Source organism: Streptomyces cynarae, from assembly GCF_025642135.1.
Taxonomy (GTDB): domain Bacteria; phylum Actinomycetota; class Actinomycetes; order Streptomycetales; family Streptomycetaceae; genus Streptomyces; species Streptomyces cynarae.
Window position 1 is genome coordinate 5,474,204 of sequence record NZ_CP106793.1, and the last position, 23,497, is coordinate 5,497,700.

Here is a 23,497-nt window from a genome sequence, read left to right on the forward strand (position 1 = left end):
ACGGGACCCGAGGGCAAAGAGACGGGGCCGCACAGAAAGGGCGGCCCGTCACCGATCACGGTGCAGCCGCGCCGGGCCCGGTACATGGTGACACCCCTGCCGCAGAGTCTTCTCCCGCCGGGAGTCGCCGAACTCGGCATGGACGCGCTGTGCGACCGGCTGGAGCGTATGCCCGAGGTGACGGTGACCCGCAGACTCCGGTCGCCGGAGAAGCTGAAGTCGGCCGGATTGCACCCCTCATGCCCGGAGATCGCGGTCGTCGAGGCGGCCGAGGCCCAGGTGCCGGCCATGCGGTCGCTGCATGTGCACATCGAACCGGATCTGCCGCTGTCCGGAACCGGACCCGCCGCCGCGCCGACCGCGGGTGTGCTGCCACTGCGCGATCCGGGGCTGGTCATGCCGCTGGAGGAGCCCGCGGAGATCTCGCTGCGCGTGTGCGGCCCGGAGGGTGAACCGCTGGCGGGCGCGGGGGTGTTCCTGATCGGGGCGACCTGGCCGAGCCAGGGCGTCACCGCGGCCGACGGGACGGTCACCCTCACCCTGGCGACCGAGACCGCGGAGACCGTCCAGTCCCTCTACGTCCGCCCCGCGGGCGGTTACGCCGACCGCTGGATCCACCGGCCCGACCTGTCGGCGACCCAGGAGAACCTGGTCACCCTCACCCCGCTGGCCCAGGTCTACCCGGAGCTGGAGCAGCGGCAGCAGTACGGCTGGGGCCAGCAGGCCATGCGCCTGGACCGGCTGCCGCCCACGTTCCGCGCCTTCGGCGTCCGGGTCGCGGTCATCGGTTCGGGCGTCAGCACCGAGCACCCCGATCTGCGGCAACGCGTGCGCTCCGGTGTCGATCTCGTGCGCGGCACCGAAAACGGCTGGGCCCACGACACCCTGGGCACCGGCACTCACGCGGCGGGCATCATCGCCGGCGCGGACACCGGCAAGGGGATCATCGGCATCGCCGTCGACGCCGAGATCGAGGTCTGCCAGGTGCTGCCCGGCGGGCACTTCAGCGACCTGATCGCCGCTCTGGACCACTGCATCGAGCGCGAGGTCGACATCGCCCATCTCGCGGTGGCCACGCCGTACCCTTCGGCGCTGGTCTCCCGCAAACTCGCCGACGCCTACGCGGCGGGCATCGCCTGCGTCGCACCTGCGGGCGACACCGGTGGCCCGGTCAACTTCCCGGGTTCGCTGCCCACCGTGTTCACCGTCGGCGCGCTGGGAGTCTTCGGCTCGTACCCGCCGGACACCTCGCAAGCCACCCACGTCGGGCCGCAGTTGACCCCCGAAGGGCTGTTCGCAGCGCCGTTCAGCTGCTACGGCCCCGGCGTGGACGCGGCCGCCCCCGGAGTGGCGGTCCTGTCGTGCGCCCCGCGCGGCGGCTACACGGCCCTGGACGGCACCGGCACCGCCTCCGCCCATGTCGCCGGCCTCGCCGCCCTCGTTCTCGCCCATCACGAGGACTTCCACGGCCAGTTGCTGCCGCGTGGCCCCGGCCGGGTGCAGCACCTGTTCGAGATCATCGCCGGGAGCTGCCGCCAACTGGCCGCCCCCGGAACGCTGGAGGCCACCCGCGTCGGACGCGGTCTGCCCGACGCCCTGGTGGCACTCGGCCTGGCCCCCGGTGTGCAGCTCGCTCCGGCCCTGTCGCCGTACGCCCCGTCCATGGCGGGATGACAGCGCACCACACGGATCGGCACCCGCTCGCTCGCGGCGGGTGCCGATCCGTGTGTGTCGTTCGCGCGGAGTCCTGGGTCAGCCGCCGCCGGTCGGCTCCTTGCCGGGGGCGGCGTGCCGGGGGCGGTACTTGCACGACACCTGGCCGACGAGCTCCCGGAAGCACACCAGGGCGGTGATCGGCGGAATCCCGACGATCACCATCGAGAGCACGGAGTACGAGGAGTGGCTGATGCACAGGGCCACTGCCGTCGCGGAGGCGATCAGGATGACGCACCAGGACCGCCGGGCGGTGCGGTGCTGGAAGGCTGCCCGAAGGATGGACAGCGCGGCCACGAACCACGGTCCGTACACCGTCAGCGGCCACCACTGGGCGAGCGGCGCCGGCAGGACCGTGGCGGCGATCTCGCGCAGCTGGTTGTAGGAGTAGGCGGTGGACCAGCCCAGCATCGCCACCGCGCACGCGGCGATCGTGGCGACCAGGAGCGTGACGGGGCTGAGCCGCTGACCGCCGTCAAGGATGTGGTGGGCCGGCCGGGGCCGCCGCCGGTCGATCCGGTGGCGGTGCTGGCCGTCCAGCGAGGGCGGAGCGGGGTCCACGGCCGACACGGTGGAGAGCATCTGGGCCAGCTCTTCGTCGGGGTCCCAGCCGTTCGGCGCGATGTCCGGGCCGGGGGCGCTCCACACGGGATGCGTCTCAAGGGGATCGACATGATAAGAGTGCTGGCCGAGCACATCATGATCGGATCTCAGGGCGAACTGAAAGTCGTAGAGGCTTGGCTCGCCTTGAAGCCTGTCCATTCTCGAAGTTCCTCCGAGCTCTGTATCAGGATGCTCCGTCCAGAGCGCGCAGGTATTCGCTCTCCATGTCGCTGATCTTCTTGAGGAAGTCTTCAAGAAGGTCGGAACAGCCCTTGAGGCGCACGTCACCGCCGGCCGACTCGTGCCAGCCGGCGCCACTTCCGACGGGGATCTGATCTTCCGGTTCGTTCCAAGTCACGATCACCTAACGAGCGCCACCGGGCGCCCAGGTATCCGGCATTTGGGGGAATAAATCGACGGAGAATCGTTTCGCCAGTCAGATGACAGTACCCGGTCGTCGCAATTCCAAAAATCTGTGCAACGGTATTTCGGTGAATATGATTTCACGGTGCGTGAGGCGCCGGGGTGAGCCGCCGCGAAGGCGCCCTCCCCTGGGTGACTGAGCGAGATCCCGCTCGCCGGGCTCCGTGTCGCAGCGCTTCCGCCGAGGTCACCCGGAGGCCTGAGCGGTGATCACCCGGATGCCTTTCGGTGGCTCCCACCGTCGTGCGGCCACGGTGGATACCTTCGGGCTCCGTCATCAGCCGCTACCGAGGAGAACCGGAATGCAGCCGATCAAGCGACGCTCCCTGGGGGTGGCCGTCGGTACGGCCATCGCCTTTGCCTGCGCTTCACCTGCGACGGCCGCCGGAAGCAGCGGCCCGGGAGTCCCACGCGAAGAGGTCTTCCAGTTGGTGGCCAGGTCGACGCAGACCAGCTCCGTCGACGTGAATCCCTCCGGCCCCAGCCAGGGAGACGAATTCGTCATCAGCGGCGAGCTGCTGAATCAGGGCGCGACGGTCGGAACCTACGGAGAGGTGTGCACGCTGACGCGCGTCGGCCCGGTGGACCACTTCGATCTGCAGTGCGTCGCAAGCTTCACCCTGGCCCAAGGGCAGATCACCGTTCAGGGGCGGTTCTCCGTCACCCCGGCCGGTTCGGGTGAGGTCGATCTCGCGATCACCGGAGGGACCGGGCTCTACCGCACCGCCGGCGGTTACGTCCACGCCGTGAACATCAGCAGCACAGACACGCAGGTCACCGTCCACCTCACTCGGTGACCCCTACACGCAGAGCCCGTGACACCGAGGCCGGCGATGCGCCGGCCTCGGCCCGACCCCCAGCTGCGGATCGGAGCGCAGCCACGTGGGTAGGTCGACAGGCGCGCGTTGCGCAGTGCCCACTCGAAGCCGTCGCGGGCCGTCGACCGGCTCAGCGCGACAGGGTCGCCGGGCTCCCCCCGTTCGCCTCGTACCCGGCCACAGCCAGCGCCCGGTACACCGCGTAGTCCGCCGCCGGATCGGCGGTCAGGGTCCAGGGCAACGCGCCCACGTGGCCGTCGATGTGGACGAGCTGGGCCATCGCCTCCGCCCAGCGCTCGCTGCGCACCAGGAAGAACACCAGCAGATGGCGGACGTGCGCCAGCATCGGGTCGTCGGGGCGGGCCGAGTGCACCGCGTGCAGCGCGCCGTGGATGGCCTTCGTCACGACCTCGCTCCGGTAGAAGCTGCTGACCAGGTTCACCTCGGGAAGGTGCTCGAAGACCGCGAACAGGGGCATGGCCGCGAGAAGCGAACCCTGCGGGGCGCGTGCCGCGGCCGCCTCCGCGAAGGAGTACGCCAGCTCCCGCGAGCCGTGCCACTTCTCGCACCAGTAGTGCAGCGCCGCCAGGTGCGCGCCCATGTGGGTGGGCGCCCGGTCGAGGATCTTCAGCCACAGCTGCTCGAACTCGGGCTGCGGGTAGGCAAGGCCGCGGGCCACGGACAGCTCGACGATGTAGGGGACCGGGTCGCCGGGGGCCAGCAGCGCCGCCTCCCCGCACGCCGACCTGGCCTCCTCCATGATGATGCGGAAGTCCTCCGTCCCCGGCGTCGACGTGCGCCACGCCTGCTGCACCAGGAACTCCGCGTGCACCGCCGCGCCCCCCGCGTCCTTGGACGCCTCGGCCCGCCACACCCGCAGCCACTGTCCGCCCGGCGTCTCGCTCACGCCGCCGGGCCGCTGCTGCAGCTCCAGGGACGCCGCGCCCGCGAAGGCCTGCACGCGCTGCCAGCGCGTCTCGCCCTCCGCCTCCGTACCGGCCAGGAGCTGGGCGGCCGCGCGGTAGTCCTGCGTGTGCTGCACCACGTCCAGGACGTCCAGCAGGTCCTCGTCGGGGCCGGGCATGCGGACGTCCAGCTCCTCCTGGCGCACGAACCCGTAGTTCGCCGGGTCCGCGGCGTCCGGGTCGCCCGGCGAGACCTGTTGGATGCCCGCTCGCCGGCGCATGAGGACGGGGAGCAGGACCATGCTGAACAGGGCCAGTGCCATCAGGACCCAAAGAATCACCATGGGCCCAAGCGAACCAGACCGGTCCGACACTTGGCCATCCCGGTCGCCGCGCCTGTGGAAAACCCCGCCGCCCGGGCCCGTTCCCGGGTGCGGCGGCCCCCGATTCCGGCTGCGGAGGGCACCGTTCCCAGCTGCGGCGGCCCCGTTCCGGGGCGCCCGGCCTCGCGATCCCGCGTCCGGGCCGTCGGCGCACTACCCTCGGAGCCCATGAGCGACAGGCACATCAGTCAGCACTTCGAGACCCTCGCGATTCACGCGGGGAACACTGCCGACCCCCTCACGGGCGCGGTCGTCCCGCCGATCTACCAGGTCTCCACCTACAAGCAGGACGGCGTCGGCGGGCTGCGCGGCGGCTACGAGTACAGCCGCAGCGCCAACCCCACCCGCACCGCCCTGGAGGAGAACCTCGCCGCCCTGGAGGGCGGCCGGCGAGGCCTCGCGTTCGCGTCCGGACTGGCGGCCGAGGACTGCCTGCTGCGTACGCTGCTCGCCCCCGGCGACCACGTGGTGATCCCGAACGACGCCTACGGCGGTACGTTCCGCCTGTTCGCCAAGGTCGTCTCCCGGTGGGGCGTCGAGTGGTCGGTCGCCGACACCAGCGACCCGGCCGCCGTGCGGGCCGCCCTCACCCCGAGGACGAAGGTCGTGTGGGTGGAGACCCCCTCCAACCCGCTGCTCGGCATCACCGACATCGCCGCCGTCGCTCAGATCGCCCGTGACGCGGGCGCCCGGCTCGTCGTCGACAACACGTTCGCCACCCCCTACCTCCAGCAGCCGCTCGCGCTCGGCGCGGACGTCGTCGTGCACTCCCTGACCAAGTACATGGGCGGCCACTCCGACGTCGTCGGCGGGGCACTGATCGTGAACGACCAGGAGCTCGGCGAGCAGCTGGCGTACCACCAGAACGCGATGGGCGCGGTCGCCGGCCCGTTCGACTCCTGGCTGGTGCTGCGCGGCACGAAGACGCTCGCCGTGCGCATGGACCGGCACAGCGAGAACGCCACCAAGGTCGCCGACATGCTCGGCGGGCACCCGCGCGTGAAGCGCGTCCTGTACCCGGGCCTGCCGGAGCACCCCGGTCACGAGGTCGCGGCGAAGCAGATGAAGGCGTTCGGCGGCATGGTGTCCTTCCGGGTGGAGGGCGGCGAGGAGGCGGCCGTCGAGGTCTGCAACCGGGCCGAGGTGTTCACTCTCGGCGAGTCGCTCGGCGGTGTGGAGTCCCTGATCGAGCACCCGGGGCGCATGACGCACGCGTCCGCGGCCGGCTCGGCCCTCGAGGTCCCCGCCGACCTGGTCCGCCTCTCCGTGGGCATCGAGAACGTCGACGACCTGCTGGAGGACCTGAAGCAGGCCCTCGGCTGAGGCACCGCCTCACCCTCGGCCTCACCAGTCGCTGATCGGTGGAGTCGTCGTCGACGGCGGCTCCACCCAGGGGCGGGCGAGCGACGCCCATACGGTGAAGGCGAGCGCCGCGGCCAGCAGGGCCAGCCAGAGCACACGGAGGGCCACCGTGCGGCGGCGCAGCAGGCGGCTGCCGCGCCGCACCACGTCCCCGTACAGGTCCGGCGGCACCGGTGGCGGTGTCCGCTCCAGCATCCGCCGCACGGTCGCCTCCCGTTCGGACACGTTCACCGGGCACCTCCTCGGGCGCACGGCCCGCGAAGGGCACTTCGGCGGTGCGCGGAGGGCCGGGGGCCGCGCACGTCCGCGTACGGCACGGTCACGACGGCGCCACCTCCGGTGCCGTCCTCGCCGGCGCCGTCCTCGCCGGGGGATGCAGCAGTGTCGCCATCGCCCGGGCGCAGATGGCCCGGACCCGCTCGACGGGCAGGCCGAGCAGCGCCGCCGTCTGTTCCTCGGCGACCCCCTCGTACATCCTCAGGACGAGGATCAGCCGTTCCTGCGGCGTCAGGTTCACCAGCGGGCTGCACGGGGCCGGCCGGTGCCGGCCGATCGCCCCGTACTGGTGCCACGCCTCGCGCGCGAAGCGGGTGGCCAGGTGCTGGCGTGCCCGGGCGTAGGGGTCCTCGCCGCGCAGCCGGTCCCAGGAGGCGTACGTCTGCGCGAGGGCCAGCGTCAACAGGCGCCGTGCGCGCGGGTTGTCGTCGGGGGCCTCCGCGGTGAGCAGGGTCGCGGCGTGCAGCAGCCGCCCGGCAGCGCCCGCGACGAACGCCTGGAACTCCCGGGCCCGGCGGGCACCGTGGGACGCATGCCGTTCTCGCACCGCGCCTCCCGCCTGAGGGTGACCGTGAGGGGACGGGACCCGTCGCGTACGTACGACGTCGAGGGCGTGCGGCACACCGGACGGCGTACGGACGACAGGGACCCGCTCTCATAGGAGACCGGCGGCGCCCCCCGGGTCAAGAGCCTTGGAGCACCCGCACGCGCGTGTGTCGGCGTCACGGCGTACGCGTGCGAGGCTCAGGACGCCGGCTGGGACTCCGGTCCTGCGACACCCTGCGTGCCCTGCCGGGCGGAGAGCGCGCCATTGAAGCGGGTGAGGAGCGCGGTGAACGTCTCGCGTTCCTCCGGCGCCCAGTCGTGCGTCAGTTCGGCCATGAGTTGGCGTCTGGAGGAACGTACCTCCTCGAGCCGGGACAGCCCGCGCGGCGACAGCTGGAGCACCACCGCGCGACCGTCCTCCGGGTGCGAGGTGCGCTTGACGAGACCGGTGTCGACCAGCGGGGCGACCTGCCGGGTGACCGTCGAGGAATCGATGCCCATGCTCGCGGCGAGCGCCTTGACGCCCATGGGGCCTTCCTTGTCCAAGCGGTTGAGCAGCAGGTACGCGGCACGGTCCATGGAGTTGCGCACCTGCCCGACCCCGCCGAGCCGCGTCTGCTCGGCACGGCGCGCGAACACCGCGACCTCGTGCTGCAGCGTGTCCAGAAGACCGGTGTCACCGACAGCGCTCATCTCGGTCATGTCCATCGACATCTCAGGTGTTGTGGGCATCGCCGGGGGCTCACTTCGTGCGTGGGGAGCTGGGTTGGGGGACAGGGTACGCGGCCGGGGCGCAAGACGTACCAGGGCTGTGCAAACCCGTTCCGCGCCTTGGTCACACCCGCTGCGGACGGGCGTGAACTGCGAGACTGGTGGTCATGAACTACAGCACGGCCGACTCCCTGCCGACGGTGACGCCGGACGACGTCCGGGGCGCCCAGAAGATGCTCTCGGGCGTCGCACGTGTCACCGCCATGGAGGGCAGCAGGCACCTGTCCCAGCTGGTCGGCGCCCCGGTGCACCTGAAGTGCGAGAACCTCCAGCGGACCGGGTCGTTCAAGCTGCGCGGCGCGTACGTGCGCATCGCGGGACTGCTGCCCGAGGAGCGTGCCGCGGGAGTCGTCGCCGCGAGCGCGGGCAACCACGCGCAGGGCGTGGCCCTCGCCTCCGCGCTGCTCGGTGTGCGCTCCACGGTGTTCATGCCGAAGGGCGCCCCGCTGCCGAAGATCAGCGCGACCCGCGAGTACGGCGCTGACGTACGGCTGTACGGCCAGGTGGTGGACGAGACGCTGGCCGCCGCGCAGGAGTACGCGGCGGAGACGGGCGCGGTGTTCATCCACCCGTTCGACCACCCGGACATCATCGCGGGTCAGGGGACGGTGGGCCTGGAGATCCTGGAGCAGTGCCCCGATGTGCGCACGATCGTCGTCGGCACCGGCGGCGGCGGGCTCGTCGCGGGCATCGCGACCGTGGTGAAGGCGCTGCGGCCGGACGTGCGGGTGGTGGGCGTGCAGGCGCAGGGCGCGGCCGCGTACCCGCCCTCGCTGGCGGCCGGGCGGCCGGTGTCGGTCGAGAGCGCGGCGACCATGGCCGACGGCATCAGGGTGGGGCGGCCCGGTGACGTGCCGTTCCGTATCGTCCGAGATCTGGTCGACGAGGTCCGCACGGTGTCCGAGGACGCGCTGTCCGCCGCGGTGCTGCTCTGCATGGAGCGGGCCAAGCTGGTCGTCGAGCCGGCCGGCGCGAGCCCGGTCGCGGCGCTGCTGAGCGATCCGGACGCCTTCGAGGGCCCGGTGGTCGCGGTGCTGTCCGGCGGCAACGTCGACCCGGTGCTGCTGCAGCGCATCCTGCGGCACGGCATGGCCGCGCAGGGCCGTTACCTGGCCGTACGGCTGCGGCTGACCGACCGCCCGGGTGCCTTGGCGACGCTTCTCGGGGTGCTGTCGCTGGTGGACGCCAATGTCCTCGACGTGAGCCACGTGCGGACCGATCCCCGGCTCGGGCTGACGGAGGCGGAGGTGGAGCTGCACCTCGAGACGAAGGGCCCGGAGCACTGCGTGGAGGTCGGGCACGCGCTGCGGGAGGCGGGCTACACCGTCATCGACTGAGGTCGGGGGCGGTGTCGGAAGCAGTGGCGAAAATCTGTTGAGAGACGCGATACATCGCGTTATGGTGTGTGTCTCGTCACCTTGTGACGGGTCTCGCCCTCATCGCGTTTTGCGCGTACTTTGCCATACCCCTGTCCCCGGCGGCTCGCCGTTTTTTCCGACGACGTGGAGAACTCATATGCCAGGCGCCATCCATGCCGAAGGCCTGGTGAAGACCTTCGGCGACGTAAGGGCTCTGGACGGCGTCGACCTCGACGTCCCCCAGGGCACCGTGCTCGGCCTCCTCGGGCCCAACGGCGCGGGCAAGACCACCACCGTCCGCTGCCTGACCACCCTGCTGCGCCCCGACAGCGGCAGGGCGCTCGTCGCGGGCATCGACGTGCTGAAGGACCCGGACGCGGTGCGTCGCTCGGTGGGCCTGTCAGGGCAGTTCGCCGCGGTCGACGAGTACCTGACCGGCCGCGAGAACCTCCAGATGGTGGGCCGGCTCTACCAGATGCGCGGCAAGGCGGCGAAGCAGCGGGCGGCCGAGCTGCTGGAGCAGTTCCACCTCACGGACGCCGCCGACCGCCCCACCAAGACGTACTCCGGCGGTATGCGCCGCCGCCTCGACCTCGCAGCCGCCCTGGTGGTCCGGCCGCCCGTGATGTTCATGGACGAGCCGACGACCGGTCTCGACCCGCGCAACCGCCAGCAGCTGTGGGAGGTCATCAAGCAGCTCGTCTCCGACGGCACGACGCTGCTGCTGACCACCCAGTACCTCGAAGAGGCCGACCATCTGGCGCACGACATCGCCGTCGTCGACCACGGCCGCGTCATCGCACGCGGCACCTCCGACCAGCTCAAGGCACGCACGGGCGGTGAGCGCGTCGAGGTCGTGGTGCACGAGCGCGAGCACATCGCCACCGCCGCCGAGGTGCTGGGCCGCTTCGGCAAGGCCGACACCACGGTCGAGGAGCACACCCGCAAGCTCACGGTGCCGGTCGTCGGCGGCGCCAAGCTGCTCGCCGAGATCATCCGCGAGCTGGACAGCCGCGGCATCGAGATGGACGACATCGGGCTGCGCCGCCCCACCCTCGACGACGTCTTCCTGTCCCTGACCGGCCACGCCGCCGAGGAGAAGCCCGAGGAGAACGGCGCGGCCGAGGACCCCAAGGCCCGCAAGCGCACCAAGGAGACCGCCAAGTGAGTGCCGGAACCGACGCCGTGCCCGTCGCGGCGCCCGCCAACCCCGTCGTCCAGTCCGTCCGCGACTCACTGGTCGTCGCCCAGCGGAATCTGATTCGCATGGGCCGGATTCCCGAGATGCTCATTTTCGGGCTGATCCAGCCGATCATGTTCGTGGTGCTGTTCACCTACGTGTTCGGCGGCTCGATCCAGGTCGGCTCGTCCAGCACCACCCAGGCCTACCGCGAGTTCCTGATGGCCGGCATCTTCGCCCAGACCGTCACGTTCGCGACGGCGGGCGCGGGCGCGGGCATCGCCGACGACATGCACAAGGGCCTCATCGACCGCTTCCGCTCCCTGCCGATGGCACGGGGCGCGGTGCTGACCGGCCGTACCATCGCCGACCTGGTGCAGACGGCGCTCACCCTCGTGGTCCTGGCGGTCGTCGCCCTGATCGTCGGTTGGCGCGCGCACGAGAACTTCGGCAAGGTGCTCGCCGGATTCGGCCTGCTCCTGCTGCTCGGTTACGCGTTCTCGTGGATCGGCGCGCTGATCGGCCTGTCCGTGCGCACTCCCGAAGCGGCGACCTCGGGCGGCCTGATCTGGCTGTTCCCGCTGACCTTCATCTCGAACGCGTTCGTGGACGCGAACCAGATGCCGTCCTTCCTGCGGCACATCGCCGAGTGGAACCCGTTCAGCGCCACCGTGCAGGCGTGCCGCGAGCTGTTCGGGAACCTTCCCCCGGGCTTCCGGACGCCCGACGCCTGGCCCATGCAGCACCCCGTGTGGGCCTCGCTGATCTGGTCGGTGGTGATCCTCCTGGTCTTCCGTACGCTCGCGGTCCGCAAGTACCGCTCGGCGACGGCATGACACCACGGTGGCCTCCGGCGGCTCGGCCGGAGGCCACCGGCTCTCGGCCCCGGGGTGACAAGGCCTCCGGACACGACGAGGCCCCGGGGCGCGCCCGAAGCGCCCAGGGGCCGCGAAGTGTCGGGAGAAGGCTCAGCCCTGGTAGGGCTCGGCCTTGAGGATGCGCACCATGGCCTTCTTGCCGTTCGGCAGCTCGTACTCGGCGTCCTCGCCGACCTTCTTGCCGTTCACGCCCGTGCCCAGCGGGGACTGCGGCGAGTAGGTCTCGATGTCGCCGCTCGCGTACTCGCGCGAGGCCAGCAGGAAGGTCACGGTGTCGTCCTCGTCACCGTCGAAGGCGATCGTGACGACCATGCCCGGTGCCACCACGCCCTCGGCCGCCGGAGCCTCGCCGACCTTGGCGTTCTCCAGGAGCTGGGTCAGCTGGCGCACACGGAGCTCCTGCTTGCCCTGCTCCTCCTTGGCCGCGTGGTACCCGCCGTTCTCACGCAGGTCGCCCTCCTCGCGCGCGGCCGCGATCTTGGCGGCGATCTCCGTGCGCGCAGGACCAGAAAGGTACTCCAGCTCGGCCTTGAGCTGGTTGTACGCCTCCTGGGTCAGCCAGGTGACGTTCTCGCTGGTCTGGGTCACAGGTGCTCCTCGTCGGTACTTGGAATACAAAGCATCGCCCTACCCAGAAGCATGTTCCTCCATGGGTGGGCGAAACCACGAGCCTAACAATTCACCGGCGAAAGGGGGAGGACATAAGCCATCAGAATTACGTCAACGCAGGTCAGCGGCTACGCGACACGAGTGATGTCAGTCGGCGTGACAGCCCAGCAGCTCCGCCGTCGTCCCCGGCGCGGTGGTGCGCAGCGTGACGACCTTGTCGATCTCTGTGGCGTGCCCGCCGAAACGGAAGTCCGCGCGGCCCACCTCGGTTCCGTCCGCCGCCTGGGACCGCAGGGTGCAGTAGCCGGTGGCGTCGGCGTCCTTGCGTACCTCCAGGTGGGCCTTGACCGTGTCCTGCGAGGCCTCGAACGTGATGACCTGGCCGCTGATCTCGTTCTGGCCGACATAGTGGTACGCGAACCAGCCGACGAGCGCGAGGAGCACCGCTCCCAGCGCACTGCCGACGATCTTGAGCGTGCGGTCGGCGCGCTCGTCCGAGGAGCGCCCGTAGCGGTCCTCGGGCAGCCGCGTGCTCACCGTGGTCATGATCGTCCTCTCGACCGGGGGCCGGGACGGATGTCCCGAAAAGGACGTCCGGGGACCGGGCCCGGAATTTTTTCGCCCCCCGGTTCGGTCACTATAGAAGCCGCCCATCGCGCCGCATCACACCGGGCGCCGACTTGCCGACTGACCGAGGATCGAGTCTTGACTGACCAACTGCGACTGATGGCCGTGCACGCCCACCCCGACGACGAGTCGAGCAAGGGCGCGGCCACCATGGCGAAGTACGTGTCCGAGGGGGTGGACGTGCTCGTGGTGACCTGCACGGGCGGGGAGCGCGGCTCCATCCTCAACCCGAAGCTCCAGGGCGACAAGTACATCGAGGAGCACATCCACGAGGTACGCAAGAAGGAGATGGACGAGGCCCGCGAGATCCTCGGCGTCAAGCAGGAGTGGCTGGGCTTCGTCGACTCGGGTCTGCCCGAGGGCGATCCGCTGCCCCCGCTGCCGGAGGGCTGCTTCGCGCTGGAGGACGTCGACAAGGCGGCCGGCGAGCTGGTCCGCAAGATCCGCGACTTCCGCCCGCAGGTGATCACCACCTACGACGAGAACGGCGGCTACCCGCACCCCGACCACATCATGACCCACAAGATCTCGATGGTGGCGTTCGAGGGCGCGGCGGACACCGAGAAGTACCCGGAGGCGGAGTTCGGCCCCGCGTGGCAGCCGCTGAAGCTGTACTACAACCAGGGCTTCAACCGGCCCCGCACCGAGGCCCTGCACAAGGCGCTGCTCGAGCGTGGGCTGGAGTCCCCGTACGGGGAGTGGCTGAAGCGGTGGGACGAGTTCAACCGCGCCGAGCGCACCCTGACCACCCACATCCCCTGCGCCGACTTCTTCGAGATCCGCGACAAGGCGCTGATCGCGCACCGCACGCAGATCGACCCCGACGGCGGCTGGTTCCGGGTCCCGCTGGAACTCCAGAAGGAGATCTGGCCGACGGAGGAGTACGAGCTTGCGAAGTCGCTCGTGGACACCTCGCTCCCGGAGGACGACCTCTTTGCAGGCGTCCGCCGGTCCTGAGGGACAATGCCTGACATGAGCGCAAGCGTGAGCCTGGCTGTGACGCACCTGGTGCCGCTGGCCGAGGTCGACGAGAACAAGGTCACCCCCGGTGTCCTCGGCTTCATCGTCTTCGCGGTGATGGCACTGGCCGTGTGGGGACTGATGAAGTCCATGAACAAGCACATGGGCAAGGTGTCCTTCGAGGAGGACGCCGATGCCTCGAGCGAGGAAGCCGGGAAGAAGGGCTCGGGCACGGCGGCGGCCAAGGGCACGCCCAAGGCTCAGCAGGGCTGACGGCTCAGCCGAGCCGGCGGCTCCCTGCTCGTCCCCGGCTGCTCTCGCCTCGGGATGAGCTTGCGCTCCGCGGTGCCGTGAACGGTTCCGGCCGATTCGGCACCGCCGGGCGACACCGCCGTGGCCGGAAGGCGCCCGCACACGCGAAACGCGCTTGTGGGCCCGCCCGGTCAGACCGCTGTTCTCCGCGGTGCCCGTTGCCGTGGGAGAGTGGAACGGTGAACCGACTGGCCCATGAGACGTCCCCGTATCTGCTCCAGCACGCCGACAACCCCGTCGACTGGTGGCCCTGGTCGGACGAGGCCTTCGCCGAGGCCCGTGAACGGGGCGTGCCGGTGCTGCTCAGCGTCGGTTACTCCAGTTGCCACTGGTGTCATGTCATGGCTCACGAGTCGTTCGAGGACGACGCGACAGCCGCGTACCTGAACGAGCACTTCGTCAGCATCAAGGTCGACCGCGAAGAACGCCCCGACGTCGACGCCGTCTACATGGAGGCGGTCCAGGCCGCGACCGGCCACGGCGGCTGGCCCATGACCGTCTTCCTCACCCCGGACGCCGAGCCCTTCTACTTCGGCACCTACTTCCCGCCCGCCCCCCGCCACGGCATGCCCGCCTTCCGGCAGGTCCTCGAAGGCGTCCAGCAGGCCTGGGCCGACCGGCGGGACGAGGTGGCCGAGGTCGCCGGGAAGATCGCGCGGGACCTCGCCCAGCGCGAGATCAGCTACGGCGACACGCGGGCGCCCGGCGAGGAGGAGCTCGCCCAGGCACTTCTCGGACTCACCCGTGAGTACGACGCGCAGCGGGGCGGCTTCGGCGGGGCGCCCAAGTTCCCGCCGTCCATGGTGATCGAGTTCCTGCTGCGCCACCACGCCCGCACCGGCTCCGAGGGCGCCCTGCAGATGGCGCAGGACACCTGTGAGCGCATGGCCCGAGGCGGCATCTACGACCAGCTCGGCGGCGGCTTCGCCCGCTACTCCGTCGACCGGGACTGGGTGGTGCCGCACTTCGAGAAGATGCTCTACGACAACGCGCTGCTGTGCCGCGTCTACGCGCACCTGTGGCGTGCCACCGGCTCCGACCTCGCCCGCCGGGTCGCCCTGGAGACCGCCGACTTCATGGTGCGGGAACTGCGCACCGCCGAGGGCGGGTTCGCCTCCGCGCTGGACGCCGACAGCGAAGAGGAGGCGCCGCGCGATGGGGGTCCCCCCGGACGGAGCCTGGGGGAGCGTCCTCAGAAGGGCGGTGGCGGGAGACGGGAGGGCGGAACGGGCCGGCACGTCGAGGGTGCGTACTACGTGTGGACGCCGAAACAGCTCAGTGAGGTGCTCGGCGCCGACGACGCCGAACTCGCCGCGCAGTACTTCGGGGTGACCGAGGAGGGCACCTTCGAACACGGCTCCTCCGTGCTCCAGCTTCCCCAGCGCGAAGGCGTGTTCGACGCCCAGCGGATCGAGTCGATCCGGCGCCGCCTCTTGGAGAAGCGGGCCGAGCGCCCCGCCCCGGGCCGTGACGACAAGGTGGTCGCCGCCTGGAACGGCCTCGCGATCGCCGCGCTCGCCGAGACCGGCGCGTACTTCGACCGCCCCGACCTCGTGGACGCCGCACTCGGCGCCGCCGACCTGCTGGTACGGCTGCACCTGGACGAGCACGCCCGCCTGGCCCGTACGTCGAAGGACGGCCGGGTGGGCGCGAACGCGGGTGTGCTGGAGGACTACGCGGACGTCGCCGAGGGCTTCCTGGCGCTCGCCTCCGTCACCGGTGAGGGCGTGTGGCTGGAGTTCGCCGGCTTCCTGCTCGACCACGTGCTCACGCGGTTCACCGACGACAGCGGCACGCTCTACGACACCGCCGCGGACGCCGAGAAGCTCATCCGCCGCCCCCAGGACCCCACCGACAACGCCACCCCGTCGGGCTGGACCGCCGCCGCGGGCGCGCTGTTGTCGTACGCCGCCCAGACCGGTTCGGAACCCCACCGTGCCGCCGCCGAGCGGGCGTTGGGTGTCGTCAAGGCGCTCGGGCCGCGGGTGCCGCGCTTCATCGGGTGGGGGCTCGCGGTCGCCGAGGCGCTCCTCGACGGGCCGCGCGAGGTCGCGGTCGTCGGCCCGGCGCTCGACGACCCCGCCACGAGGGCCCTGCACCGCACGGCACTTCTGGGCACGGCACCCGGCGCGGTCGTGGCCATCGGCACCCCGGAGAGTGATGAGCTGCCGCTCTTGGTTGACCGGATCCTGGTCGGTGATGAACCGACCGCGTACGTCTGCCGTAACTTCACGTGTGATGCCCCAACCACCGACCCGGAACGGCTCCGCACGGCGCTGAGCGGCTGAAACGCCTCATGGAACGATTGGTTCCAGATGGTCGGATTGAGCAGGTGTTCGGATAGATCCCCGTAAGGAACCGGCTGTTCCGAAACAAGCTATTTATCTGAAGAGCTCCCGGGCTTCACAGTTCCCTCCTAGTCTCTCCATGGTGGCGCGACAGAAGTAACACCCTGTCGCGACAGGGGGTTTGGGGATCTGGGGGGATCTTTTTGCTGACGTCTGTCTTCATTGCCGTCGTCTCGCTGGCCTTGTTCTGGATGGCCGCTTTCACTCTGTGGTGGCAGATGCACGCGTGGCGCACGCCCGAGGTGCTCGCCTCCACCCGGTTCAGCAGTCCGGACGGCGCCGAGCACGTGTCGTTCTCGCTGCTGCTGCCCGCGAGACACGAGCAGGCCGTGCTGGACCACACGATCCAGCGGCTGCTCGAGTCCACCCACACCGACTTCGAGATCATCGTCATCGTGGGACACGACGACCCGGAGACCACCGAGGTCGCCCGCAGGGCCGCGACCCGGGACGCACGGGTCCGCGTCGTCGTCGACCACCACGAGAAGAAGAACAAGCCGAAGGCCATGAACACGGCGCTGCCGCACTGCCGCGGCGATGTCGTCGGGGTCTTCGACGCCGAGGACCAGGTCCACCCGGAGCTGCTCGCCCATGTCGACCACGCGTTCCGCACCACGGGCGCGGACGTGGTCCAGGGCGGGGTGCAGCTGATCAACTTCCACTCGAGCTGGTACAGCCTGCGCAACTGCCTGGAGTACTTCTTCTGGTTCCGCTCCCGGCTGCACCTGCACGCGCAGAAGGGGTTCATCCCGCTCGGCGGCAACACCGTCTTCGTCCGGACCGACGTCCTCCGGGAGGCCGACGGCTGGGACCCCGACTGCCTCGCGGAGGACTGCGACCTGGGCGTCAGGCTCTCCAGCGTCGGCAAGAAGGTCGTCGTCGCCTATGACTCCGACATGGTGACCCGGGAGGAAACCCCCGGCTCGCTGATGTCTCTGCTCAAGCAGCGCACCCGCTGGAACCAGGGCTTCCTCCAGGTCTACCGCAAGAAGGACTGGAGGCAACTGCCCGGCTTCGGACAGCGGCTGCTCGCCCGCTACACCCTGATGACGCCGTTCCTGCAGGCGTTCTCCGGCGTCGTCATCCCACTCAACGCCGCAGTCGCCCTCTTCCTGGACGTTCCGGTCGGCGTCGCCTTCCTCACCTTCCTTCCGCTCGTGACCGCCGCGGTCACCTTCGTCTTCGAGGTCGTCGGACTGCACGACTTCGGCAAGCAGTACGGGCTGCGCGTGCGCCTGGTCCACTACGGGAAGCTCGTCGTGGGCGGCCCCTTCTACCAGGTGCTCCTCGCCGGCGCCGCGATCCGCGCCGTCTGGCGCGAGCAGCGCGGCCGCAACGACTGGGAGCTGACCAGCCACGTCGGCGCCCACCTGGCCACGACCGGCGTGATCCGCGAGTCCCGAGAGGACGTTGCTGCGTGACCTCCACTCTTCCCGCGGCGACCGAGACGAAGGTCCCCGCGCAGGGCACACCTGTCCCCGAAACCGTCCCCGTCCCCCGTCCGGCGTTCCGTTTCCGCGGCTCTCGTCCCGATCTGATCCTGTGCGGCGTGCTCCTCGCCGCGATCCTGACGGTGCAGGGCTGGAACATCGCCGACTACCCGACCCTCAGCGACGACGAGGGCACCTACCTCGCCCAGGCATGGGCCGTGCAGAACGGCCACGGGCTCGCCCACTACACCTACTGGTACGACCACCCGCCGCTCGGCTGGATCCAGATCGCCCTGCTCACCTGGATCCCCGCCCACCTTGACGCCGGCCTGATGACGGTCGGCTCGATGCGGGTCGCAATGCTGCTGGTCAGCGCGGTGAGCGCGGTCCTCGTCCACGTCCTCGCCCGCCGTCTGAAGCTGCCGATGTGGGCCTCCGGACTGGCCATGGTCCTCTTCGGGCTCTCCCCGCTGTCGGTGGTGCTCCAGCGGGAGATCTTCCTCGACAACATCGCGGTGATGTGGACGCTGCTCGCGTTCACCCTGGCCGCCTCCCCGAGCCGTCACCTCTGGCACCACTTCGGCGCGGGGCTCGCCGCCGCCGCGGGCGTCCTGACCAAGGAGACGATGCTCGTCGTCCTGCCCGCCGTCTTCCTCACCATGTGGCGCCACAGCCACCGCGACACCCGGAAGTTCGCGCTCACCGGCGCGATCACGGCGTGCGCGCTCATCGGGCTGTCGTACCCCCTCTTCGCCCTGCTCAAGGGCGAGTTGCTGCCGGGCGCGGGCCATGTCTCCCTGTGGGACGGCATCCGCTACCAGATGAGCCGGGCCGGCTCCGGATTCATCCTCGACCCCGGCTCCGGCTCCTACGGCGTCCTGCACTCCTGGCTCTACTACGACCGTGTCCTGCCGCTCGGCGGCCTCGCCGGGGCGCTGCTGGTCCTGCTCACCTTGCGCTGGTCGGTCACCGCCCGGACGCTCGCCGGGCCCGCGCTCGCCGTCGCCGTCCTCACCCTGGTCGCGATGCGGCCGAGCGGCTACCTGCCCGCGATGTACGTCATCCAGGCGCTGCCCTTCCTCGCCCTGGTCCTGGCGGGCACCGCCGCGAGCGTCGTCCACCTGGTGACGCGCCGGTGGCGCGGCGGGACCGAGATGCCGTACGTCACCTGGGCGCGGTACGCCGTGGCGGCCCTGCTCGTGGCCGCCGCCGGGGCGTACGTCGTGCCGCGCTGGTACGACGGCGACCGCACCGCCGTCACCGCCGACGCCAACGCCCCCTACCGGGCCGCCTCGCACTGGCTCGGCAGCCAGGTGAGCGACCCGAAGGACACCCGGGTCCTCGTCGACGACGCCCTCTGGCTCGACCTGGTGCACGCCGGGTACCGGCCCGGGCTCGGCGCCGTCTGGTTCTACAAGGCCGACCTCGACCCGGCGGTGACCAGGACGATGCCGCGCGGCTGGCGCGACCTCGACTACGTGGTCGCGTCCCCGACGGTGCGGCGCGACGCGGTCGACCTGCCCAATGTCAGGGCCGCTCTCCAGCACTCCACGCCGGTCGCCACCTTCGGCACCGGGCCGGACCGGATCGAGATCCGCCGGGTCGACCGGTCGGCGGGAGGCGGCCGATGAGCCAGGAATCCACCGTCCCCGGCGAACTGGGCGATCCGGCCGTAAGGGCCGCCGAGCCACCCGAGCCGGGGGCCGTCACCATCGTCGTCCCGACCTTCAACGAGTCGGGGAACATCCGTGAACTGCTGCATCGGATCACCGAGTCGGTGCCGTCCCGCCTGCCCTGCGAGGTCCTCTTTGTCGACGACTCCACCGACGACACCCCGGACGTGATCGTCCGCGAGGCGCAGGACTGCCCGTTCCCGGTCACCGTCCTGCACCGGGACGAGCCGGTCGGCGGGCTCGGCGGGGCCGTCGTCGAGGGACTGAAGGCGGCCGGCTCCGACTGGATCGTCGTCATGGACGGCGACCTCCAGCACCCGCCTTCCCTGGTCCCGGAGCTGATCGGCACCGGAGAGCGCACGAACGCCGGGCTCGTGGTCGCCTCCCGCTACATCAAGGGCGGCAGCCGGGCCGGCCTCGCGGGCGGCTACCGGATCGCCGTCTCCCGCGGCGCGACCTGGCTGACCAAGACGTTGTTCCCGCGCAGGCTGCGCGGTATCAGCGACCCGATGAGCGGCTTCTTCGCGATCCGCCGCAGCGCGGTCACCGCGGAGATCCTCCGGCCGCTCGGCTACAAGATCCTCCTGGAACTCGCCGTGCGCAGCAGGCCGCGTGAGGTGACCGAGGTGCCGTTCGTCTTCCAGGAGCGGTTCGCGGGCCGGTCCAAGTCGACGGCGCAGGAGGGCTTCCGCTTCCTGCGCCACCTGGTGGGGCTGCGCACCGCCTCCCCGCTCGCGCGCATGGTCGCCTTCGGGCTGATCGGCGCGTCCGGTTTCGTACCGAACCTGGTCGGCCTGTGGGCGCTGACCAGGCTCGGAGTGCACTACCTGCCGGCGGAGATCCTCGCCAACCAGCTCGGCGTCGCCTGGAACTTCCTGCTCATAGAGCAACTGCTGTTCCGCGAGCGGCGCCGGCACCGTCGCTGGTGGGACCGGGTGGGCCGGTTCGCGCTCCTCGCCAACGCGGACCTGGTGCTGCGCATCCCGCTGATCGCACTGCTGGTCGGCACGTTCGGCGTGGGCGTACTGCCCGCCACCGCGCTCGCGCTGGTCATGACCTTCGTCCTGCGCTTCGTGGGGACCGAGGCGCTGGTCTACCTCCCCCGCCGGGGCCGCGCCCCGGAGAGCGGGAGCCGCACAGCAAGGAGAGCCGTATGAGAACCGTCCGCAGACTCCGCATATCCCGTAGACGCAGAACCGCCCTGCTCGCCGTGACGGGCCTGACCGCGGGCCTGCTCCTGACCTCGCCGCAGCCCGCGTCCGCCGCCAACCTCATCAAGAACCCCGGTTTCGAGACCGCCGGAACCGACGGGATGCCGTACTGCTGGGAGAAGTCCGGCTGGGGCGACAACGACTTCACCTTCACCACCACCAGCGACGCCCACACCGGCGGCAAGGCCATGAAGGTCGAGCTGACCCGCCGCGTGAGCGGCGACCGCAAGGCGCTCATCACCGAGTCCGCGAACTGCGCTCCGGTGGTCACGCCGGGCAAGCAGTACGACCTGTCGCTCTGGTACAAGTCGACGACCCCGGACACCTCGGTCACCCTGTTCCGGCACGACAAGACGGCGGGCTGGCAGTACTGGACCGACCTCAAGACCCTCGACATGAGCTCCGCCTGGGCCCAGGCGAGCGTGCGCACCCCGGCGGTCCCGGACGGCACCGACCTGATCACCTGGGGTGTGTCGGTCTACGGCACCGGGTCCGTCACCACCGACGACTACACGATGGAGCAGGTCGCCGACCCGCTGCCGCCCGCGCAGTGCACGGGTACCGCCGACCAGTGCGCGAACGGAAGCTGGACGGTCCTTCCCACCCAGAACCCGGTCCGCTCCATGCACTCCGTCGTCCTCAACAACGGCAAGGTGCTGCTGATCGCCGGCTCCGGCAACAGCGAGGAGAACTTCGCGGCGGGCTCGTTCACCAGCGCCGTCTACGACCCGTCGAACGGCTCGTACAAGGTGATCCCCACCCCGAAGGACATGTTCTGCGCCGGGCACATCCAGCTCCAGGACGGGCGCGTGCTGGTGCTCAGCGGCAACAAGGCGTACCCGGTGCCGGGCGGGCACGGCTACGAGGGGTTCAAGGACTCGTACATCTTCGACCCGAAGACGGAGACGTACTCCAAGACGAACGACCTCAACGACGGCCACTGGTACCCGTCGGCGACCGAGCTCGGCAACGGTGACGTCATCTCCTTCGGCGGACTGCGCGAGGACTCCACAGGCTCGGTGACCACCGAGTACTGGTCGGACAAGGACCAGCAGTGGCTGCCGCTGTGGAAGGTCAACCAGACCTGGTCGTACTGGGGCCTGTACCCGTCGATGATCCTGATGCAGGACGGCCGCCTGTTCTACTCGGGCAGCCATGTCTTCGGCAACAACATCCCGGGCACCGGCTCGGCGATCTACGACTACAACGCCAACACGATCACGCAGATCCCCGGCCTGCAGAACAAGGACGAGCGCGACCAGTCGGCGAGCGTGCTGCTGCCCCCGGCGCAGGACCAGAAGGTCCTCACCATCGGCGGCGGCAACATCGACTCCAACCCGGACGCGGGCCGGCTGACGGACATCATCGACCTCAAGCAGGCCAACCCGTCCTACGTCGCCGGGCCGCCGCTGCCGCAGGGCACGGTCGACCTCGGAAGCGGCAAGGTCGCCGAGACCGGCAACCAGGGCAAGATGTACGTCTCCGCGGTCCTGATGCCCGACGGCAAGGTGCTGGAGACGGGTGGCGCACTGCACAACCGGGCCGACCCGGTCTACGAGTCGTCGATCTTCGACCCGAACACCTCCACGTTCGACCCGGTGGCCGCCGACCCCGAGTCCCGCGGCTACCACTCCTCCGCGTTCCTGCTGCCGGACGGCCGCGTCATGGCGACCGGCGACAACCCGGGCAACGGCACGTGGAACCACAACGTGTCGGTCTACTCCCCGCCGTACCTGTTCAAGGGCACCCGCCCGACGATCACCTCGGTGATCACGAACGAGTGGACGTACGGCACCACGCAGCGCATCACGGTCGACCGGCCCATCGCGAAGGCGGAGCTGATCCGGCCCGCGGCGGTCACCCACTCCTCCGACCCGAACCAGCGGTTCGTGGACCTGCCGCTGTCGGCGGACGGCAACAACGTCGACCTGAACGTGACGAGCAACCCCGACCTGGCCCCGCCCGGCTGGTACATGCTCTTCGCGGCCGACGCGAACGGCGTCCCGTCCGTGGCCCAGTGGATCCACCTGCGGGGCCCGGCGGCCCTGAGCGCGGACACCGCCACCGCCCACGTCCACTCCTTCGCCGACTCCCTGGAGGGCAGGACGACGAGCGCGGGTCCCAAGCGCACCTCGCAGAAAGTCAGCCCGACCATCTCCGGCTGCGACCGGCACTACGGCTCGGTCAACGTGTGCGTGCCGACGGTCTTCCCGCCCGAGGTGGAGAAGACGACGGCCGCCCGCTGCGCCTGGCTGAAGGCGAACGACTACGGCCGCCTGAAGGTCAACGGCAAGGACGACCCGCTGGGCCTCGACCCGAACGGGGACGGGGTGGCGTGCTCCCGGGGTGACATGAAGAGGCGTTAGCCCGGGCTCGATCCCTGCGCGAGGGCGCGCTCCACGATCGCCTCCAGCTGGTCGTGGTGCGCGCCCTTCCAGTACGCGCGGCCGCAGTCGAGGCAGCGGGCGAAGACGTCGTACGTCCGTCGCGTGCCGTGTTCGAGCTGGTCGGCGACCTCGTCCTTGGTGGCGTCGCGGAGCAGGCCGTTGCAGGCCGTACAGCGCGTCCACGGCCGCAGCTCGGGCGCGAACCGGTCGAGCACGTCGCGGAGTTGCTCCTCGGGCCGGGTGCTGTAGACGAACGCGCCCGCCCACAGCTCGCGGCGGCGCAGCAGCCCCCGGTCACGGCTGAGCATCACCCGGCGCTCGGCGGCGGACCGTGCCGCGAGGGCCGCGTCCCCGATGTCCGTGGACTCGTACGCCGCGTCCACGCCGAGCAGCCGCAGCCGGCGGGCCAGGGTGCCGAGGTGGACGTCGAGGAGGAAGCGGAGCGGAGCGCCCGGCACCCGCTGGGGCCGCTCGACGGGGCGCACCTCGATGGTCTCCCCGGCAGCCGGCACATGGGACGCGGCCACGGTGTGGCCGTCCACGACGAGCGCCCCCACCTCGGTCAGCGGCACACCGAGCGACTCGACGACATGACCGAGCGTGGACGCCCCGTCGGTGACGACCTGCGTGGGGCGCCCGCGCCGCGCATGCGGTACGAAGAGCCCCAGCTCGGGGGCGAACTCGATGTGGATCTCGGGTCCGTTCACCTGGTCAGGATGGCACG

22 protein-coding genes are annotated in these 23,497 nt (G+C 70.6%); 13 read left to right on the plus strand and 9 right to left on the minus strand.

Annotation, left to right across the window (positions count from 1 at the left end):
* The first annotated feature begins 84 nt into the window (after positions 1–84).
* Positions 85–1,674: a S8 family serine peptidase gene (locus tag N8I84_RS25140; protein WP_263231680.1), complete on the plus strand. Its 1,590-nt coding sequence runs from the start codon at positions 85–87 to the stop codon at positions 1,672–1,674.
* A gap of 78 nt (positions 1,675–1,752) precedes the next feature.
* On the opposite strand, the gene N8I84_RS25145 is transcribed toward N8I84_RS25140, so the two are convergent.
* Together N8I84_RS25145 and N8I84_RS25150 are read right to left on the minus strand one after the other, a co-directional pair.
* Positions 1,753–2,361 (minus strand): DUF2637 domain-containing protein, encoded by a 609-nt coding sequence (locus N8I84_RS25145; RefSeq protein ID WP_263231681.1) that lies wholly within the window; start codon positions 2,359–2,361, stop codon positions 1,753–1,755.
* A gap of 139 nt (positions 2,362–2,500) precedes the next feature.
* Positions 2,501–2,680, minus strand: coding sequence for a hypothetical protein (locus N8I84_RS25150; protein ID WP_263231682.1), 180 nt, complete (start codon positions 2,678–2,680; stop codon positions 2,501–2,503).
* A gap of 361 nt (positions 2,681–3,041) precedes the next feature.
* Here N8I84_RS25150 and N8I84_RS25155 point away from each other — a divergent pair, with 361 nt between their 5' ends.
* The gene (locus tag N8I84_RS25155; protein WP_263231683.1) at positions 3,042–3,536 is read left to right on the plus strand and encodes a dirigent protein; all 495 of its coding nucleotides are present in this window, start codon (positions 3,042–3,044) and stop codon (positions 3,534–3,536) included.
* 151 nt (positions 3,537–3,687) lie between these two features.
* Here N8I84_RS25155 and N8I84_RS25160 read toward each other — a convergent pair whose 3' ends face one another.
* Positions 3,688–4,806, minus strand: a complete 1,119-nt coding sequence (locus N8I84_RS25160) for a hypothetical protein (protein WP_263231684.1) — start codon at positions 4,804–4,806, stop codon at positions 3,688–3,690.
* Between the two features lie 207 nt (positions 4,807–5,013).
* Here N8I84_RS25160 and N8I84_RS25165 point away from each other — a divergent pair, with 207 nt between their 5' ends.
* Positions 5,014–6,168: a cystathionine gamma-synthase gene (locus tag N8I84_RS25165; RefSeq protein ID WP_263231686.1), complete on the plus strand. Its 1,155-nt coding sequence runs from the start codon at positions 5,014–5,016 to the stop codon at positions 6,166–6,168.
* A gap of 21 nt (positions 6,169–6,189) precedes the next feature.
* Here the strand turns inward: N8I84_RS25165 and N8I84_RS25170 are convergent, their stop codons facing one another.
* The 3 genes from N8I84_RS25170 to N8I84_RS25180 all read right to left on the minus strand — a co-directional run bounded on the left by N8I84_RS25170 (position 6,190) and on the right by N8I84_RS25180 (position 7,743).
* Complete coding sequence (locus N8I84_RS25170) at positions 6,190–6,438, minus strand: hypothetical protein (RefSeq protein WP_263231688.1); 249 nt, start codon at positions 6,436–6,438, stop codon at positions 6,190–6,192.
* An 88-nt stretch (positions 6,439–6,526) separates the two neighbouring features.
* Positions 6,527–7,030, minus strand: a complete 504-nt coding sequence (locus N8I84_RS25175; RefSeq protein ID WP_263231690.1) for a sigma factor-like helix-turn-helix DNA-binding protein — start codon at positions 7,028–7,030, stop codon at positions 6,527–6,529.
* A gap of 197 nt (positions 7,031–7,227) precedes the next feature.
* Positions 7,228–7,743 (minus strand): MarR family winged helix-turn-helix transcriptional regulator, encoded by a 516-nt coding sequence (locus N8I84_RS25180; protein ID WP_390899052.1) that lies wholly within the window; start codon positions 7,741–7,743, stop codon positions 7,228–7,230.
* A 164-nt stretch (positions 7,744–7,907) separates the two neighbouring features.
* Here N8I84_RS25180 and ilvA point away from each other — a divergent pair, with 164 nt between their 5' ends.
* The 3 genes from ilvA to N8I84_RS25195 all read left to right on the plus strand — a co-directional run bounded on the left by ilvA (position 7,908) and on the right by N8I84_RS25195 (position 11,174).
* Complete coding sequence (gene ilvA, locus N8I84_RS25185; RefSeq protein WP_263231693.1) at positions 7,908–9,137, plus strand: threonine ammonia-lyase; 1,230 nt, start codon at positions 7,908–7,910, stop codon at positions 9,135–9,137.
* Between the two features lie 178 nt (positions 9,138–9,315).
* Entirely contained in the window at positions 9,316–10,326 is a 1,011-nt protein-coding gene (locus N8I84_RS25190; protein ID WP_263231694.1) for an ATP-binding cassette domain-containing protein, read from the plus strand.
* A complete protein-coding gene (locus N8I84_RS25195) occupies positions 10,323–11,174 on the plus strand; it encodes an ABC transporter permease (protein ID WP_263231695.1) in 852 nt (283 codons plus the stop codon). Before N8I84_RS25190 ends, N8I84_RS25195 begins: the two co-directional genes overlap by 4 nt.
* Positions 11,175–11,306: 132 nt before the next feature.
* Here N8I84_RS25195 and greA read toward each other — a convergent pair whose 3' ends face one another.
* Both greA and N8I84_RS25205 read right to left on the minus strand, forming a co-directional pair.
* Complete coding sequence (gene greA / locus N8I84_RS25200) at positions 11,307–11,804, minus strand: transcription elongation factor GreA (RefSeq protein ID WP_200419021.1); 498 nt, start codon at positions 11,802–11,804, stop codon at positions 11,307–11,309.
* A 168-nt stretch (positions 11,805–11,972) separates the two neighbouring features.
* The gene (locus N8I84_RS25205) at positions 11,973–12,371 is read right to left on the minus strand and encodes a DUF4307 domain-containing protein (RefSeq protein WP_263231697.1); all 399 of its coding nucleotides are present in this window, start codon (positions 12,369–12,371) and stop codon (positions 11,973–11,975) included.
* A gap of 159 nt (positions 12,372–12,530) precedes the next feature.
* On the opposite strand from N8I84_RS25205, the gene mca reads away from it, so the two are divergent.
* From mca to N8I84_RS25240, 7 genes are all read left to right on the plus strand, one after another.
* Positions 12,531–13,409: a mycothiol conjugate amidase Mca gene (gene mca, locus N8I84_RS25210; RefSeq protein ID WP_263231699.1), complete on the plus strand. Its 879-nt coding sequence runs from the start codon at positions 12,531–12,533 to the stop codon at positions 13,407–13,409.
* Positions 13,410–13,415: 6 nt separating this feature from the next.
* Complete coding sequence (locus N8I84_RS25215) at positions 13,416–13,685, plus strand: hypothetical protein (protein ID WP_263231700.1); 270 nt, start codon at positions 13,416–13,418, stop codon at positions 13,683–13,685.
* 218 nt (positions 13,686–13,903) lie between these two features.
* On the plus strand, positions 13,904–16,012 hold the full coding sequence (locus tag N8I84_RS25220) for a thioredoxin domain-containing protein (RefSeq protein ID WP_263231701.1): 2,109 nt from the start codon (positions 13,904–13,906) through the stop codon (positions 16,010–16,012).
* 203 nt (positions 16,013–16,215) lie between these two features.
* Complete coding sequence (locus tag N8I84_RS25225) at positions 16,216–17,493, plus strand: glycosyltransferase (protein ID WP_263231702.1); 1,278 nt, start codon at positions 16,216–16,218, stop codon at positions 17,491–17,493.
* A complete protein-coding gene (locus N8I84_RS25230; RefSeq protein WP_263231703.1) occupies positions 17,490–19,133 on the plus strand; it encodes an ArnT family glycosyltransferase in 1,644 nt (547 codons plus the stop codon). Before N8I84_RS25225 ends, N8I84_RS25230 begins: the two co-directional genes overlap by 4 nt.
* Entirely contained in the window at positions 19,130–20,332 is a 1,203-nt protein-coding gene (locus N8I84_RS25235; RefSeq protein WP_263231704.1) for a glycosyltransferase, read from the plus strand. Before N8I84_RS25230 ends, N8I84_RS25235 begins: the two co-directional genes overlap by 4 nt.
* A complete protein-coding gene (locus N8I84_RS25240; RefSeq protein WP_263231705.1) occupies positions 20,329–22,752 on the plus strand; it encodes a galactose oxidase-like domain-containing protein in 2,424 nt (807 codons plus the stop codon). Before N8I84_RS25235 ends, N8I84_RS25240 begins: the two co-directional genes overlap by 4 nt.
* On the opposite strand, the gene N8I84_RS25245 is transcribed toward N8I84_RS25240, so the two are convergent.
* Positions 22,749–23,480 carry a Mut7-C ubiquitin/RNAse domain-containing protein gene (locus N8I84_RS25245; protein ID WP_263231707.1) on the minus strand — a complete coding sequence of 244 codons (732 nt, stop codon included), beginning with the start codon at positions 23,478–23,480 and terminating at the stop codon, positions 22,749–22,751. The two genes, N8I84_RS25240 and N8I84_RS25245, sit on opposite strands and share 4 nt — an antisense overlap.
* Between the last annotated feature and the right edge of the window lie 17 nt (positions 23,481–23,497).